The organism is Peribacillus acanthi (assembly GCF_003073175.1).
GTDB lineage: Bacteria > Bacillota > Bacilli > Bacillales > DSM-1321 > Bacillus_BN > Bacillus_BN acanthi.
Window position 1 is genome coordinate 90,400 of record NZ_QBBX01000003.1, and the last position, 16,091, is coordinate 106,490.

Genomic DNA, 16,091 nt, shown 5'->3' on the forward strand with positions numbered 1-16,091 from the left:
CGAGAAATGCTATCAATTCTTCGTTACTTTCGACATAGAATCATATAAAATAGTCATGAGACTACAAAATAAATGGGGTGACGTCAATGATGCTAGGTTTAACAATGATTATATCTTTCTTACTAATTGCCGTCTTGTTAATCCTGTTACCTCTAGGATTGTCTAATAAAGGCAAAATCCTTGTTCTCGCTGTCTGTGCATTATTAGGCTTGATGGGATTTGTTGGTACATCCGTCTTCCCATTATGGCAAATCATATTAATCCAAGTTTCCTTGGCTTTTTTGCTATCATACATATTTGATAAGAGATTACAAGATTCCATATATACCAATCATCAAGAGGATGAGGAATTATTACTAAAACAGGACACACCTATACCATTATATTCAATGATCGAATTAGAAGAAAAAGCAAAAGGGTTTGAAACGGTCGATCAATATTATTCTTCAGTTCTAGTGCCTTCAAGTGAGGAAAAAGAAGTAACTATAGAACCGGTCATTGAGATAGAAAACACTTTAGACATTGAAGAGGAACCTTCGCCTGTAGAAAAAGCTGAAACAAAGGATATTGAACTTTTTGAAGAACAAGCTGAAGAAGTTCCTGAACGAGAGAGCGATTTTATTATTCCTCTACAAATCCAACAAGATGAACCTTCTCATTTATCTAGTAACGATAATGGGGAATTGCCATTCGAGGTAATTGAAATGGATGGAATTGATTTCGATGGAGTGGATGATGCTGAAGCGTTAATGATGGCTAGAATGAAGTCGTTCGATCATGTAGAATCTGACGCTATTTCTACTAACAGAAATAGTATAAACGAAGATACAATTGATGAGATTGAACTTGCATTAGCACAACAAGAAAAAAAACAAGTTGAAGAAAGTAATCCGTCTATAGAGCTTTTTGATGATTTGGAAGAATTATATAAAAACCGTAAGCAATCTTAGAAAGGAGCAGTGAAAATGGAGCAAAAAACAGCGATACCACTACGACTATTTTTAATCATTCTTTTTTGCACATTGTTCATCACTGCCTTTTCCCGTATTGGAGTGTTTGCGTACGAAACGGTATTCCAGAATAAGCTACTATTTGTCCAAAATACCTTTATCGGTCCAGTTTCAGTAGCCAGTCTTGAACAAAATCAAGCTATACAAAAGTTGAATGAAAAAACGATTGAATGGAAGTCTTCCTCAAAGGTTGAGATATCTTTTTCTGATAAAAGCATTCAGTTACCAAGTGATATGTTCTATTTTCAAATTGAAGAATCTATTTTGTCGGCAGGGGATGGAATGTCTAATCCGTTATTTGTCACTGTGAAAGAACAACAACTAAAGGACCAATTATTAATGATAACTGACGAATCAATAGTTGAAACGATTGATCTAAAACGATTAAAAATGGAAATTGAAAAGACGGTTGGAACTTTACAACAGTCAATCGTCAGTTTCAAGTTGTCTGAATTTATCAGTGAAGATACATTGACTAAAAATGTAGTTCTTTCAGAAGTGACGAAGGAGATACCGGATAAAGAAAAGACGGAGAGATGGCTCACCAAGCATAAAGAGATGGTTATTCCTGCTAAGTCCAATTTTTCTTTACTGAATTACTTGAAGGAGACTAATGAATCGACTTTTTCCAGTGAATTTTTAACTACTATAGCTTCAAGTATGTACCAATCTATTTTGCCTACAAATTTGCAAATAGTAGAAAGACACACAAGTAAGGAAATCCCTAATGGAATTCAGTTAGGATTTGAAGCAAAAATCCTAAAGGATGAAATGGATTTCATCATCTTCAATCCAAATGATAGAGAATATGTCATCAGCTTTGTCCCACAAGAGAGTGGAATGACCATCCAGGTAAAGGGAATGCAAGCTGGCCTGTCCTATAAAGTACGACTCGAAAATGAAAAATCCTATGAACCGAAAAAAATCATTCGTTACGTAGCTAATCTAAATTCAATCAAGTCAGAGCAAAAGATTAAAGGGAAAAAAGGATACTCCATTTCAGTCTACCGAGACATTTTCGATCCAAAGGGAGAGCGTCTTGAAGCGGTCTTAATGGCTGAAGATTTTTACTTGCCGGTGAATGAGGTTGTGTTTGAGGAGATTAAGGCTGAGGTGGAAGGAAATACAGAAATTGAACAAAATTCTGTAGAAACTTCAGTCGAAGAACAACTTTCCGAGGAGGAAGTTGTTGAAGAAAACAGCAGTCAATAATAATTTTGGTGTTAAATAATCATAATTCAAGATATAGAGAGATTATTGTATGGGAGGTTAATAATTCTATGTTTATTTCTATAAAGAATAATAGAGGGATAACTTTGGTAGAATTATTGGCTTCTTTTACAATAATAAGCATAATTACGTTGGTGTTTTTTACATATTTTACAAATGCCTTTCAGTATAATAATCGCACATCAGAAACACTTAAAACCGTAAATATTGCCAGGGAACAACAGGCCCTCATAAAACAAGAACCGTATAAATCTGAGTTTCAAAAATTCATAACCAATATCAATACCTATGCCAGTGCATCAAATCTATTAATGTCAACATATCCTAACCTAAACTTAAAGAAAAACATTGAAGTAGTAACACGAAAAGAATTACAGGGGACGAACCAAATAGATGTGACTTATTATAAATTTACAATGAACGATCCTTCCTATTTGATAGAAGTGTACCTCAAACAACAGCCAGAGCTTGTTACAGTAAAAGTACAATCCAATCTATACAAAGTTTACATTTATGTGAACCAGAACAATAAACTTTCTTCTGACACATATACTTTTTTTGAATATAAAAAATAAGGAGAAAAAAAGAATATGTTTAAGGGACAGAAAGGACTCACTCTGGTTGAAGTGTTAGTTTCAATGGCAATTTTGTCTATTCTAATCATCCTTACAAGTTCGGCGATGATGAACAGCCTGAACTTCTCAAAAAAAGCAACGAGTCAAGTACAACTCCAACAAGAAGCTAATTATATTCTAGCTGAACTAACTAATTTTCATGAAACTAAGAAGAAATACAAAGTGACAATGGATAGAAATCCAAAAGCTTCTAAGATAACTTTAATAGATCAAAATGGAAACACGTTAACAATTTCAGACTCCCGATTCAACTATACATTGACACTCATTGTAGGCTCTGTTACTCAACTACCTACAGAATTTGAGGTCGATCAATCGTTTAATAATAAAATTCTCCACATAAAATTAATTGTTGAAGATGAAATGGATTCTAGAAATCAATTTGAAGTGAAAACGATCCTTTCTAGAATGTAGAGTCTTGGAGGTTAAAATGATTGTAAGGAATAATAAAGGTGTCACTTTGGTTGGTGTTTTATTAATTACTGTGATAATCAGCATTTTAGCTGTTACATTAACTAGTATGATAGTAAATAATATGCACCAAATAAAAAGGACAGAAAAAGGAATCCAAGTAAACGATGTTGCAGAGATGGGTATTCAATATCAATCTATTCATTTTTCGGATTTTTATCATATTAGGCTTACAGAAATTATTTCAAATGTAAAATCCAAAATAATTACAGATTATAATAACAAAGCCCTTAATACTAACGAATTTTATGAGGAAACCATCGCAAAAGACTTAGTAGACTCGATTAAGGGAAATGGTTTATTTTTTTCTCATTTACCCAATACTTTATTACTTTCTAAAAATATTGATCCAAATGACAAACGAAAATTTGAAATAATCTTTGAAAATCCATCAACAGACTTAAAATGCCCCACTTGTGGAGATATTGAACCAGGCGAATCAATTAGGATTTCTTTCTTAAGTAAGGGAACAGGAGACAATTTTAAGGGTGAAAAAAAAATTAAATCTACTCTTAATATGGAAATCGGGGCTATTACTATAGATTTAGGACCAGGTAATGGAGGAGGGACAGGTGGAAACACTCTTCCACCAAGCTATGAAACCATCATTACTGCTCCTATAAACTTACCACAATGTACTAATTTGAATAATTTTGGGAGCAAGGATTGTTCTTATAAGGGTTCTGTTACAATTAATGATCCATCTGATATTTCCAATGTGGATATCTTAATAGAAGGTTCCTTAGTTGCATACAAGCCTATCAACAAAGGAATAGAGAATTCTACTCTTTATGTTAAGGGAAGTGCTGATTTTAACGATCCTATCAATGGAATTAGCAATTCGTTTATTTATATTGGTGGAGCAGCAGAATTTAAGAATATTAACCAAGGTATAGTAAATACCACAATAGTAGTAATAGGAAGCGCAAATTTTAATGTGAATGGAAATATTAATGGAATGAGTAATTCTTCGATATATGTTAAAGGTAACGCCAATTTTAACGATAAACATATTAATGGTTTTGATTCATCAGCAAAAATATGTGTAGGTGGCACTGTATCGGGTGTTCCAAGTGGAAAGAACTACAATATTTACTCACCAACTAAAAACAATGCATTATTCATTGAAAAATGCGGTAGGCCAGGTGGTTTGACGGAGTCGGGGATTGATATTGGGTGGGATATAGATACCTCGGATATAACGTACGAGTATAACTAGATTAAAAATGATAGATTGATCTATTGTGAACTTAAGAGAGGTGAAGAACATGACTATGATTAGGAAGCGACTAGGTGATTTATTAGTTGAAGCAAATATAATAAATGAAAATCAGCTTCAAGAAACCTTGCGTTCTAAAAAAGATGGCCAAAAACTGGGAGATGCTTTATTAGAGCGGGGATATATAAGTGAACAACAATTGATTGAAGTTCTGGAATTTCAGCTCGGGATACCACATATAAGTCTGTTTAGATATCCAGTTGAGTCCAATCTGGTCAGTTTAATTTCAAAAGAGTTTGCAATGCGTAACATCTTGATTCCAATAAAAAAAGAAGGTAATCAACTAATAGTTGCAATGAATGATCCAATGGATTATTTTGCATTAGATGACTTAAGGTTATCGACTGGATTTCAAATTTCCCCAGTTATTTCAACTAAAGATGAAATACTCTCTGCTATACATAAGTATTACAATATGAAAGAAACGTTTGATGATATAAACCCAGATCAATTGATTGAAGGGGATTTAGATGGGGATGAGGCTCCAGCTGTACGATTGGTTAACCAGCTTTTGTCAACAGGAGTGCAACTCAAGGCGAGTGATATCCATATCGATCCACAAGACGATAATCTGATTGTTAGGTATCGTGTTGATGGTATTTTACGGACTGAAAGAATTCTCTCGAAAAATATTTACAATTTGTTAATTGCTCGTATCAAAATCATGGCTAACTTAAATATTACCGAAACTAGATTGCCACAGGATGGTCGTATTAAGATTGAGGTTAATTATACAACCGTCGATTTACGTATCTCCCTACTGCCAACCGTGTATGGAGAAAAAGTAGTCATCCGTATTTTAGATTTATCGAGCGTTTTAATAAGCCTGTCTCAATTAGGATTTAATAAGGTTAATCTTCAGAAATTCGTCTCAATGATTGAACGTCCATCAGGAATGGTCCTGATTACTGGACCTACAGGGTCAGGGAAAACTTCTACTTTATATGCTGCATTGAATCATTTGAATACGGATAAGGTTAATATTATTACCGTTGAGGATCCTGTGGAATATCAAATTTCAGGCATTAACCAAGTACAGGTGAATCCTGCCATTGGCCTTACATTCTCAAAAGGATTACGTTCAATTTTAAGACAGGATCCAAATATTGTTATGTTGGGTGAAATTCGGGATAGTGAAACAGCAGAGATTGCCGTCCGTGCTTCATTGACGGGTCACTTGTTATTCAGTACTTTACATACGAATAGTGCCCTTACTACTATCCCAAGATTGCTAGATATGGATATTGAACCTTATTTAGTAGTATCTTCGTTAGCTGGTGTTGTTGCACAGCGTTTGATTCGTAAGGTTTGTAAAGAATGTGTAATTGAATACGAACCTTCACAAATGGAAAAAGATGTGTTCCATAAACGAGGAATTAAGGTAGATAAACTTTATAAGGGTTCTGGATGTCCGAACTGTCAAAACAGTGGATACAAAGGCAGGCTAGCTATCCATGAAGTTCTTGTGGTGGATGACAACATTCGAACGATGATGACGAATAATAAGCCTCTTGTAGAAATTAAGAGCTACGCGATGAAAACTGGAATGATCTTCTTAATTGATGATGGACTATTGAAAGCAAAGAATGGATTAACAACAGTGGAGGAAGTGCTGCGAGTGGCACTTCAGGAATAGGGGGGCACTTAATGAAAGAAAGATTAGACTATATATTAACGGCAGCTTTTGAATTAGGTACTTCAGATATTCACTTGACTGTTGGAGTTCCTCCAATAATGAGGCTTCATGGTGAGTTGAAGCAATATGGGAAGGACAAGCTTCTACCATCTGATACTGAAGCGATGGCTAAAGCGATTATTCCAGAAAACTTATGGGATACATTCAAAGAAAAAGGCGAGCTTGATTTTTCTTATGGCATTCCTAGTGTATCCCGTTTCCGTGTGAATGCATATCATCAACGTTCTTGTATCAGTTTAGCTATTCGTGTTGTTCCCACTAAAATTCCAACGTTAGAGGACCTGCAGCTTCCAGAAATATTGAAACAGGTGTCTGAGAAGCATCAAGGCCTGGTTTTGGTAACGGGTCCTACTGGTAGCGGAAAGTCTACAACTCTAGCAGCAATGATTGACTATATCAATAAGAACCTAAAGCGGCATATTATTACTTTGGAAGATCCAATTGAATATTTGCACAAGCATGGTTCAAGTGTGATTGATCAACGTGAAGTTGGCTTTGATACTAAAAACTTTGCAAATGGGCTGCGTGCATGTCTTCGTCAAGACCCAGATATTATATTAGTTGGTGAGATGCGTGATTTAGAGACCATTTCTACAGCCATAACAGCTGCTGAGACAGGGCACTTAGTATTAGGAACATTGCATACGACAGATGCACCAGCAACGATTGATCGGATTATAGATGTGTTTCCACCAAACCAACAGCCACAAGTACGGGTTCAACTTGCTTCGGTCTTGAATTCAATTGTATCTCAAAGGCTTTTACCAACTGTTAATAAAAACGGTCGAGTGGCTGCAGTTGAAATCATGATTAATAATTCAGCTGTGCGAAATCTGATTCGTAACGAGAAGATTCATCAAATTCATAGTGTTATGCAAACTAGCAGGGCACAAGGGATGCAAACACTTGAAATGGCCGTTAAGAAACTGTTAGAAGCAGAAAAAATTAATCCAGCAACTGCAGCTCCTTACATAGGGGAAGGTGTCCTTTAATGCCAGTCTTTCGCTATACAGGACGGGACCGCCGAGGAAGAATCAGGCGAGGGAAAATTACTTCTGACAACCGTAAAGAAGCTGTCTCAAAAATAAAAGAGATGGGCATTGCGGTCACTTCAATAGAAGAGTTAAAAGGAATATTATATAAAGAAGTAAACCTAAACGTAAAAAAGGTAAAAAATCAAGATTTAGTGATTTACATTCGGCAATTTTCTACCTTGTTGAAAGCTGGTATATCTGTAGTTGAAACTACTAACATTCTAGCAAGGCAGACTTCTAGTAAGTTATTAAAAAAAGCATTAGAAGATATTGCTAACAGTCTTGAAGAAGGAAAGCCTTATTCAGATTCAGCAGAAATTCACCGAAAGATTTTCCCTCCTTTATTCATAAATATGATGAGAGCAGGGGAAGCAGGCGGAAATTTAGATGAAATTCTTGAGAGAATGGCAGTATATTACGAAAAACAACACAATACTACACAAAAAGTGAAATCTGCCATGATGTATCCTGCAACAGTAGGAATTATTTCAGTAGTTGTTGTCGTGTTTCTATTATCGACTGTTGTACCGGCATTTGCTGATATGTTCCATTCTTTTGGTGGAGAACTACCACTCATTACTAGAATGGTATTGGGATTAGGTGATTTTTTTAAGAAGTATTGGTGGCTTTTATTATTAATTTGTCTATTCAACCTTCTAGGTATTCAATATTTGCGATCAAATAAAACGACAAGGTACTATTTTGACTTCGCGTTATTGAAAATACCTGTAATTGGAAAGCTATTGCAAAAAGCTAGTATCGCAAGAATGTCCCGTACCTTAGGTTCACTTTTTGCTAGCTCAGTGCCTATTCAACATTCATTGACTATAGTTGAAAGAATTATTGGCAATGAAGTGCTTGCAAGGGTAATAAGAAACAGTAGGAATTCTATCGAAAAAGGGCAATCAATTACCGTTCCTATGGAAAAGCATTGGGCATTTCCACCCATGGTCACCCATATGATAGCAATAGGAGAAAAATCTGGGACTATGGATTTAATGCTGGACAAGGTTGCAGACTTCTATGAAACCGAGGTAGACAATGCTACGGATCAAATTAAAGCCTTAATGGAACCGATGATGATTGTTTTCTTATCAATAATGGTGGGTGTAATAGTATCAGCTATTGCGGTGCCCATGTTTAGTATATTTGAAACGATACAGTAAAAAAATTTACAATTCTAACACATTTATATTTGAAAAATATGACTTTTTACTCATATAATAAGAGTATGAAAAACTGCTAGAATAATAAATTGGATGCAATGATTGTTCTTTCGTAATTGGGCACTTGAAAGAACAGGAGCGAGTAGTGCAACCCGCCAATTTTACCTTTAATGTTGAACAGTTACTGTTCGAATTAGATGTAATGATTGGCATTTTTATTCCTTTTAGAAGATTAAATATTCTGAAAATGGTTACTTTAGGCTGAAGCCTATGTAAATAAAATTATTATTACCAAGGAGAGAATGTTATGTTAAAGCGATTCAAGAAACATTTCAAGAATCAAAAAGGTTTAACACTTGTGGAATTATTGGCCGTTATCGTTATTTTGGGGATTATTGCGGCGATTGCTGTGCCGAGTATTGGTAATATCATTGAGAATAGTAAGAAAGATGCTCATGCTGCAAACGCTCACATGGTAATTTCTGCAGCAAAGATTGCGAAAGTAGATGGCTTAGCTTACGATTATCCAACAACTGGTACTGACCCAAAAACAGGATATCAAATCTCGACACTAGTTTCAGGTGGATACTTGGATGATTTTAATGATGCTGATAATAATGCCGCAAGCTATGATGGGGCATCCTTTGTGAAATATGATGATACATCTAAAACATTTAAGGTTTATTTGAAAGGTTCTAAATTTTCTGTCGGAACAGCAGCAGCTCCATTGGCAGCTAAAGATATAAAAAGAACAAATGTTTCAGTAACACCAACTACTCCTTAATAAAACACAGTTGTGATACTTCGAAAAAAATTTATCTTGCTTATTGTCAGTCTTTCTTTAGTAGTTCTTTTCAACTCCGGAAGCTGGCTATTAATTAAGCCAGCTTTCAAACATATAGAGGACGGAGTTCATCAACTTAATGGTGTGCAATATATCCAAGCAACTGAAAACTATCTACTCTTTGAAGATGTGTACTTAGATAATGGTGTTAAATTGTTAACACTAGGACAATTAAAGAAATCTGGCTATGTAGGTACGAGACAAGATATGGGATTGAATCTCGAAATCTTCTCACCACCACAACATCCCTATTCGGATGACTCAAGAATATTAATAGTAAAGTCCAATAATCAAACTCAGTATTACATCAGACTTTGCCCATACAGGGTTAAGGTGTGTTCAAGGGATTCTGAAACTCTTTTAGACACTTTCCCAAAATAAACCTCACTCCTTTTCATAAGGAGTTCTTTTTTTACATATCCAACTGAAGTAATAGTTTAGTATAATATTAGATACAAAGTTGTTAAAGGATGATTTCTATGCTACTAATTTATCTATATATTTTCATACTAGGAGCAATTTTAGGATCATTCTATAATGTGGTTGGTTTGCGTGTTCCATTGAATCAATCCATCATTAAACCACGTTCCCATTGCCCTTCCTGTAAAAGAACTTTAACAGCAGTGGATCTAGTACCGATTTTTTCTTACCTAATTCTAGGCGGGAAATGTCGGGGATGTGGTCAAAAAATTTCTATTAAATATCCGTTGATAGAGTTAAGTACTGCTTTTTTATTCGTTCTTGCATTCTATAAGATTGGGTTCAATTGGGAACTGCTTACCGCCTGGACCTTTATATCATTATTGATTATTATCATAGTTTCAGATATTGCTTACATGCTAATCCCTGACAAGATTTTATTGTTCTTTCTACCGTTGTTAATTATAGAGCGGATTTGGCTTCCATTGAATCCTTGGTGGGACTCTATTGTTGGCGCATTCTTCGGTTTTGGACTGCTCTTTTTCATCGCGGTAATCAGCAAAGGTGGAATGGGCGGTGGGGATATTAAGCTCTATTTTTTGATTGGAATTGTCCTTGGATTCAAGTTTACCTTGTTATCCTTTTTCATCGCTACGTTTATCGGGGCCATTTATGGACTAGGAATTATTATGGTGGGCAAATTCAAGAAAAGGCAACCGATTCCATTCGGTCCTTTTATCGTAGTAGGCTCTCTGATGGCGTATTTCTATGGTGAAAGAATTATTAATTGGTACATAAATACTTTTTACTTGTTTTAAAAAGGAGTGAGGCGGATGGGGTCGTTAATAAGGAGCAGTCAACATAGAGTACACTTTGTTATTAAAGACCGTTATATTCGCTTTGTTGAAAGTGGGAAGAAGAACAGTTTTTTTTCTTACGGACAAAAATGTCTACCGGAAGGAGTCATTGTCGAAGGCCAAATTAAGCAAAAAGAGACCTTTGCGATGATCTTGGATGAAATTGTCGACGAATACAAATTGAAAGGTAGTAAAATTGCGTTTTGTGTTCCAGATTCATTCGTAGTTATCCGGAAAGTTTTAGTACCATTTGAAATAGTAGAGGATGAACTGAAGGGTTACTTATATATGCAGCTTGGTGACACGTTGCATCTTCCGTTTGAGGATCCTATTTTCGAAGCGATTGACATTGGCAAGAAATCTGGCCAGAAAGAAATCTTGTTAATTGCGACGAAGGAATCTATCATTCATGAATTCACGGATCTTTTTAAAGAGTGCTCCCTAAAGCCAGTGGTGGCAGATTTATCGATTCTTTCACTTTATAGATTATATTATCATTTAGGCCAATCTGAATTGGACGAGCATGCTCTAATCGTGCAAATCGGTGTTGATTCAATACAATTGTCAGTATTCGCTAATCATCGCCCTGAGTTTGTAAGGCTAACGAAACTACCGGTGAATGAGAATCAAATAGAGTCATTTAAAGCCCGTAGTGGCCAGGAATACTTTATTTGGAAGGATGAAGAAAACGGGCTTGAATCGTTGGCACGTGATACAATAAATGAAATAGAACGATTTATGACTTTTTATCGATTTAATTTAACTAAAGGTAGAAACGGAATTACCAAGATGGTCCTAACAGGAGATCATCCTGGTATGGAATACCTGGAAAAAAAGATGGAAGGCTCGTTTGAGATTCCTATCCAATCTTTATTAAAACCATTGTTCCAAACGAAAAAGGGTTATAATATCCCTCCTGTTTTCACAGATTGTATTGGACTTGCACTAAAGTAGGTGTCGAGAATGTTAGTGGATATAAATTTAATGCCCCAAAAAGAAAAGAGTAGATCATTCCAACTTCTTGGCATACTTATGCTTTTCTTCATCGTGGCTGCAGTTGCGGTTTACTCCTGGTTTGCTTATGGGCAGCAAGTGGAAAAGGAGGTCAGGCTTCAGCAACAGCTCGCGTCACTGGAGAAACTTGCGAATATTCAACAAGAAAAACAGTTGCAAAGCGCTGACCAAAGTTCTACTAGTGAATTAGAAACTGCGATTGCTTGGGCAGAGAATTATCCAGTCTCGACATTTTTATTGCTGAGACACTTGGCGTCCCTACTGCCAGAACGAGGGTTTTTGTTGAATTTTTCGTATCAAGATAGTGGAGATGCTCAATTGACGATCCAGTTTGATTCTTCAAGGGAATCGGCGTTTTATTTAAAGCGCCTTGAAGAGTCAACTTTCATTAAAGAAGCAACATTGTTAAGCATCGTCACCGAAACGATTGGACAAGAAGAATCTCAACCCACCTTAAAAAACGATGTGTTACCAAGGTATATTACCCAATATACGCTGAAGGTCGATCTTGAGGCATTAAAGCTAGTTGAAAGAGAAGGGGAGGTGAAGCCATAATGGATTCCCGTAAAAAATTCCTAACTCTTATTGTCATCATCATCGGACTTGGTACATTGGGATTTGGATATGCGTTTTGGTTTCATTTCTTACCTTTAAAAGAACGAATTTCTTCTTTGAGTACGACCATTTCTGCTCAGGAAGAAAAGCTAGACAACGTTGGAACTCAGGGTACTGAGAAAAAAGGCGAGATTTTGACACAGACGACAGAGTTACAGAAGAAGCTTCCGGTCGCACCTCTAGTTGACCAGTTCATCTTAGAATTGGAAAGAGCGGAAGTGGAATCTGGTAGTTTAATTACTAGTTTTACATTCGGCCAGAACCAACAAATAGCAACAGAAACTGGTGAAACAGGAAGTGGCATGGTTTCAGAAATTGCAAATTCCATTGTTTCAGTAGAGACCAATTCTACAAGCGAGGCTGCTAATACTAACGAAAACGGCCAACCTATTGAATCCCTTCCTGCTGTTCCCTTACCTGATGGAGTCGAGCAGCTTACGGTATCCATGACGGTTGAGTCGCCTTCTTATTTTGAATTGGAAGCCTTCATTAAGGCGATTGAGGATTTGCCTCGTATTACGAAAATTGATAATCTCACCTTTACTGGGCAACGAGAAGTAAGGGAATCATCAGTAACGGTTACTAAGTTAACTTACAGCGTCACGGTTTCTACTTTCTATTTCCCTAAATTAGAAGATCTGAAGAGTCAGGTACCGAAATATGAAAAACCTGCACCTTCTGAAAAAATCAATCCTCTGGTACCAATAGAAGTAACACCAAGTGTTGATTCAGCTGATAGACAGGATGTAGAGAGTGAAGAAGAAAATCCGTCCAATGATGCGAATGAAGAAACAGTAGATAACCAGGATTCTGAGGAAGAGAAACACGAGTATGTAATGGAAGAAAAGAACGGTAAATCCTATAAAGTTTACGAGCATAAAGTAGAATCAGGAGACACGTTTTTCAATCTTGCCATGAAATACTATAGTGATCCTGAAGAACAAAAGACGATTAAGTCTTGGAATGGAATCAGTCGTCTTATGGCTGGAAAAACCATCGAAATTCCCGTCCTCAACAATTGACGATATTTGACGAAAGCTATTGATAACAAGACGACAAAAGTCTTGTTATTTTTTTTTTCTCCTATGTTAGGATGGAACAAACCCCGTCGAAAGGAGGCATTTTTAGGGAATGGACAAGTCAAAACCTTCTACTATCACTATTAAAATCAATGGAAGAAATCGTTCTTTCAAGGAAGAAAAAGCCCCTGTAATTGAAGAAGAGCCTTCTTTCCAAGAAGTTATACAATCACAACAAGAGTCTGCAGCTTCTGCTGAAGCGGAAGAGGAAAGCTTCGATTGGATTCTTCCTACACCTGAAGATGAATTTTCTAAAAAAGAATCAATTTTTGTTACGCCTAATAAAAACAACAAAGGTGCAACAATCACGACAATTGGGTGGAACAAGAAGAATAATTCTGTTGGACTTATAAAATCTTTATTGATTGCTATCGTCTTTGCTGTAACGCTTGGCATTAGTTTTGGATGGATTGTTCTAAATACGATTACTGCCAAAAAAGAAGAGAGTGTGGCAACAAGTGTGCCTACTCCTACTCAAACGGAGACGAATCCGACAGAGTCTGCGGACATCCCACTTCCTTCTATTCAAGCGTTTGTTGTGCAAGGGGGAGTTTTTAGCACCTTAGAAGCTGCTACAGTACAACAGGAGGCTTTTAAGTTGAAGAAATTAAGTACAGAAATCTTTCAACTGGACGGGAAGTTTTACATTCTTTTAGGAGCGGGAAATAATTTAGAAGGAACAAAAAGCATTTCAGTGTATTATAAAGGGCTAGGTGTTGATGCATTCTGGAAGGAAATAACGATCGAAGCACCCAAAGAAATGCAAGCCAACGAAACCGATCTAGATACCATCACGAAAAGTATCCAGTATTTCAATAGCTTAACAGCACTCTATTCATTAGCTATGACAGGAGATAGATCAGTGAAGGTTAACGGAGATGCTAATATTCAGGAACATCTTCAAGCTAATGTATCTAAGCTCGAAGATGAGTCTATGCAACAGGCTATCACTGAGCTTTTAACAAGCCAATCCAAGCTGTCTGATTTCGCTAAAAACGGTAAGATAGAGGAGTTAGTACAAGGACAGCAGCACTTATTAAACTTCTTAAAAATCTATCAAAAGGGCTAATGTCGAAACACGTTTATTTACCGGGAAATGATTCGACATAATCGTGGTAAAAGAGATCCATAATGGTCTCTTTTTTTTGCTTCTTTTTAATAGTTTTTTTAATAAAAATTGATTCCCCGAATAAAATACATCTCATTTTCTTGTTGGAAAAGAAATACACATTTAATGTACGCTTTCATTGTACATGTTCCTCTTATTTGATACGATACAAGTGTATCTCCCAATTTGAACATGTAAGGCAAGGTGATGAAAGTATGCATTCTATTATTTTAGCTTCTTCTTCTCCTCGAAGACAAGAACTCCTATCTCTTCTACAAATCCCCTTTAGAGTTCACTCCAGTGATATTGATGAGTTTATTCCACACGATATTGAAGCAGAAGAAGCAGTCGTACAGCTTGCTGAAAGAAAAGCAAAGGCGGTCGCGACACAATTCACGGAAGAAATAATTATTGGAAGCGACACAGTAGTGGTTTGTAATGGCAAAATTTTAGGTAAACCCGTTAATCGTGATGATGCGTTCTCTATGCTTAGACAGCTATCTGGTCGAGAGCATCGTGTTTTGACAGGTGTAGCAATAGTTAAAGGCGACAAAGTGAAAAGTTTTTATGAAGAAACGGAAGTGACGTTTTGGGAGCTGACTGACAGTGACATCACGTCGTATTTAGATAGCGGGGAGCCTTTTGATAAAGCGGGGTCCTACGGTATTCAAGGATTCGGTTCACTTTTTGTTAAGAAAATTAACGGTGATTATTTCAGTGTCGTAGGTCTGCCGGTTTCCAGATTATCTAGAGAACTTAAGCACTTCCAAGAGTAAGTCGGTTCATGCTTCCTTTCGTCATTTAATGGGAAAGGAAGATACTATGACCACCAAAATGTTAATAAGAGATTTTCCAAAGGATGAACGTCCGAGAGAACGATTCCTCCAAGATGGTGCACAAAGCTTATCAAACCAAGAATTGCTAGCACTTCTGTTAAGGACAGGCACGCAAAATGAATCTGTCATGCAGCTATCTAATAAGCTGATCTCACATTTTGAAGGATTGCGATTATTAAAGGATGCATCGGTAGAAGAAATGATTAGCATCCGGGGAATCGGTGAGGCAAAAGCAATACAGATATTAGCTGCAGTTGAACTGGGAAGAAGAATCAGTAATTTCACTGACCAAGACAGATATGTAATTCGTTCTCCAGAGGATTGTGCAAATTATTGTATGAATGATATGCGCTTTTTAACGCAAGAGCATTTTGTGTGCCTTTACCTCAATACAAAAAATCAAGTCCTCCATAAGCAAACGATATTTATTGGAAGCTTGAACTCAAGCATTGTTCATCCACGTGAAGTCTATAAAGAGGCCTTCCGAAGAAGTGCAGCAAGCATTATTTGTGTTCATAATCACCCTTCTGGCGACCCTACTCCAAGCCGTGAAGATATTGAGGTGACAAAAAGGCTCGCCGAATGCGGGAAAATCATTGGGATTGATATATTAGACCACGTGATTATCGGTGATAAAAAATATGTCAGCTTGAAAGAAAAAGGGTATTTGTAACACTATCAAAATTTTTGACGTTACTATATAATATTATTTATGATTTTTTTTTAGAAAGAAAATCAACACACGGAAAATAACGCTCATTTCAATTGCCCATCAGCGGAAATAATAGGGCCTTAAA

The 16,091-nt window shown here is 36.4% G+C and carries 17 protein-coding genes and 1 riboswitch; all 17 genes read left to right on the plus strand.

Annotation, left to right across the window (positions count from 1 at the left end):
• The first annotated feature begins 86 nt into the window (after positions 1-86).
• Positions 87-950, plus strand: coding sequence for a hypothetical protein (locus DBX25_RS03660; protein ID WP_108669428.1), 864 nt, complete (start codon positions 87-89; stop codon positions 948-950).
• Positions 951-965: 15 nt separating this feature from the next.
• Positions 966-2,222 (plus strand): VanW family protein, encoded by a 1,257-nt coding sequence (locus tag DBX25_RS03665; protein ID WP_108669429.1) that lies wholly within the window; start codon positions 966-968, stop codon positions 2,220-2,222.
• Positions 2,223-2,290: 68 nt separating this feature from the next.
• Positions 2,291-2,815: a pilus assembly FimT family protein gene (locus DBX25_RS03670; RefSeq protein WP_108669430.1), complete on the plus strand. Its 525-nt coding sequence runs from the start codon at positions 2,291-2,293 to the stop codon at positions 2,813-2,815.
• Positions 2,816-2,830: 15 nt separating this feature from the next.
• Positions 2,831-3,289 (plus strand): PilW family protein, encoded by a 459-nt coding sequence (locus tag DBX25_RS03675; protein WP_108669431.1) that lies wholly within the window; start codon positions 2,831-2,833, stop codon positions 3,287-3,289.
• A gap of 16 nt (positions 3,290-3,305) precedes the next feature.
• Positions 3,306-4,565 carry a type II secretion system protein gene (locus tag DBX25_RS03680; RefSeq protein ID WP_108669432.1) on the plus strand — a complete coding sequence of 420 codons (1,260 nt, stop codon included), beginning with the start codon at positions 3,306-3,308 and terminating at the stop codon, positions 4,563-4,565.
• 49 nt (positions 4,566-4,614) lie between these two features.
• Positions 4,615-6,261 (plus strand): GspE/PulE family protein, encoded by a 1,647-nt coding sequence (locus DBX25_RS03685; protein WP_108669433.1) that lies wholly within the window; start codon positions 4,615-4,617, stop codon positions 6,259-6,261.
• Positions 6,262-6,272: 11 nt separating this feature from the next.
• Positions 6,273-7,313 carry a type IV pilus twitching motility protein PilT gene (locus DBX25_RS03690; RefSeq protein ID WP_108669434.1) on the plus strand — a complete coding sequence of 347 codons (1,041 nt, stop codon included), beginning with the start codon at positions 6,273-6,275 and terminating at the stop codon, positions 7,311-7,313.
• Positions 7,313-8,521, plus strand: coding sequence for a type II secretion system F family protein (locus DBX25_RS03695; protein WP_108669435.1), 1,209 nt, complete (start codon positions 7,313-7,315; stop codon positions 8,519-8,521). Before DBX25_RS03690 ends, DBX25_RS03695 begins: the two co-directional genes overlap by 1 nt.
• An 82-nt stretch (positions 8,522-8,603) precedes the next feature.
• Positions 8,604-8,687, plus strand: a riboswitch (cyclic di-GMP riboswitch).
• A 141-nt stretch (positions 8,688-8,828) separates the two neighbouring features.
• A complete protein-coding gene (locus DBX25_RS03700; protein ID WP_108669436.1) occupies positions 8,829-9,305 on the plus strand; it encodes a competence type IV pilus major pilin ComGC in 477 nt (158 codons plus the stop codon).
• A gap of 12 nt (positions 9,306-9,317) precedes the next feature.
• Positions 9,318-9,746: a hypothetical protein gene (locus DBX25_RS20475; protein WP_157950868.1), complete on the plus strand. Its 429-nt coding sequence runs from the start codon at positions 9,318-9,320 to the stop codon at positions 9,744-9,746.
• 98 nt (positions 9,747-9,844) lie between these two features.
• Positions 9,845-10,603, plus strand: coding sequence for a prepilin peptidase (locus DBX25_RS03705; protein WP_108669437.1), 759 nt, complete (start codon positions 9,845-9,847; stop codon positions 10,601-10,603).
• A gap of 15 nt (positions 10,604-10,618) precedes the next feature.
• A complete protein-coding gene (pilM, locus tag DBX25_RS03710) occupies positions 10,619-11,596 on the plus strand; it encodes a type IV pilus biogenesis protein PilM (protein ID WP_108669438.1) in 978 nt (325 codons plus the stop codon).
• A 9-nt stretch (positions 11,597-11,605) separates the two neighbouring features.
• The gene (locus tag DBX25_RS03715) at positions 11,606-12,211 is read left to right on the plus strand and encodes a hypothetical protein (protein ID WP_108669439.1); all 606 of its coding nucleotides are present in this window, start codon (positions 11,606-11,608) and stop codon (positions 12,209-12,211) included.
• On the plus strand, positions 12,211-13,293 hold the full coding sequence (locus tag DBX25_RS03720) for a LysM peptidoglycan-binding domain-containing protein (protein ID WP_108669440.1): 1,083 nt from the start codon (positions 12,211-12,213) through the stop codon (positions 13,291-13,293). The genes DBX25_RS03715 and DBX25_RS03720 overlap by 1 nt, the downstream gene beginning before the upstream one ends.
• 109 nt (positions 13,294-13,402) lie before the next feature.
• Positions 13,403-14,419: a hypothetical protein gene (locus tag DBX25_RS03725; protein WP_108669441.1), complete on the plus strand. Its 1,017-nt coding sequence runs from the start codon at positions 13,403-13,405 to the stop codon at positions 14,417-14,419.
• A 254-nt stretch (positions 14,420-14,673) separates the two neighbouring features.
• A complete protein-coding gene (locus tag DBX25_RS03730; protein WP_108669442.1) occupies positions 14,674-15,234 on the plus strand; it encodes a Maf family protein in 561 nt (186 codons plus the stop codon).
• A gap of 46 nt (positions 15,235-15,280) precedes the next feature.
• Entirely contained in the window at positions 15,281-15,967 is a 687-nt protein-coding gene (gene radC / locus DBX25_RS03735) for a RadC family protein (protein ID WP_108669443.1), read from the plus strand.
• Positions 15,968-16,091: the final 124 nt, after the last annotated feature.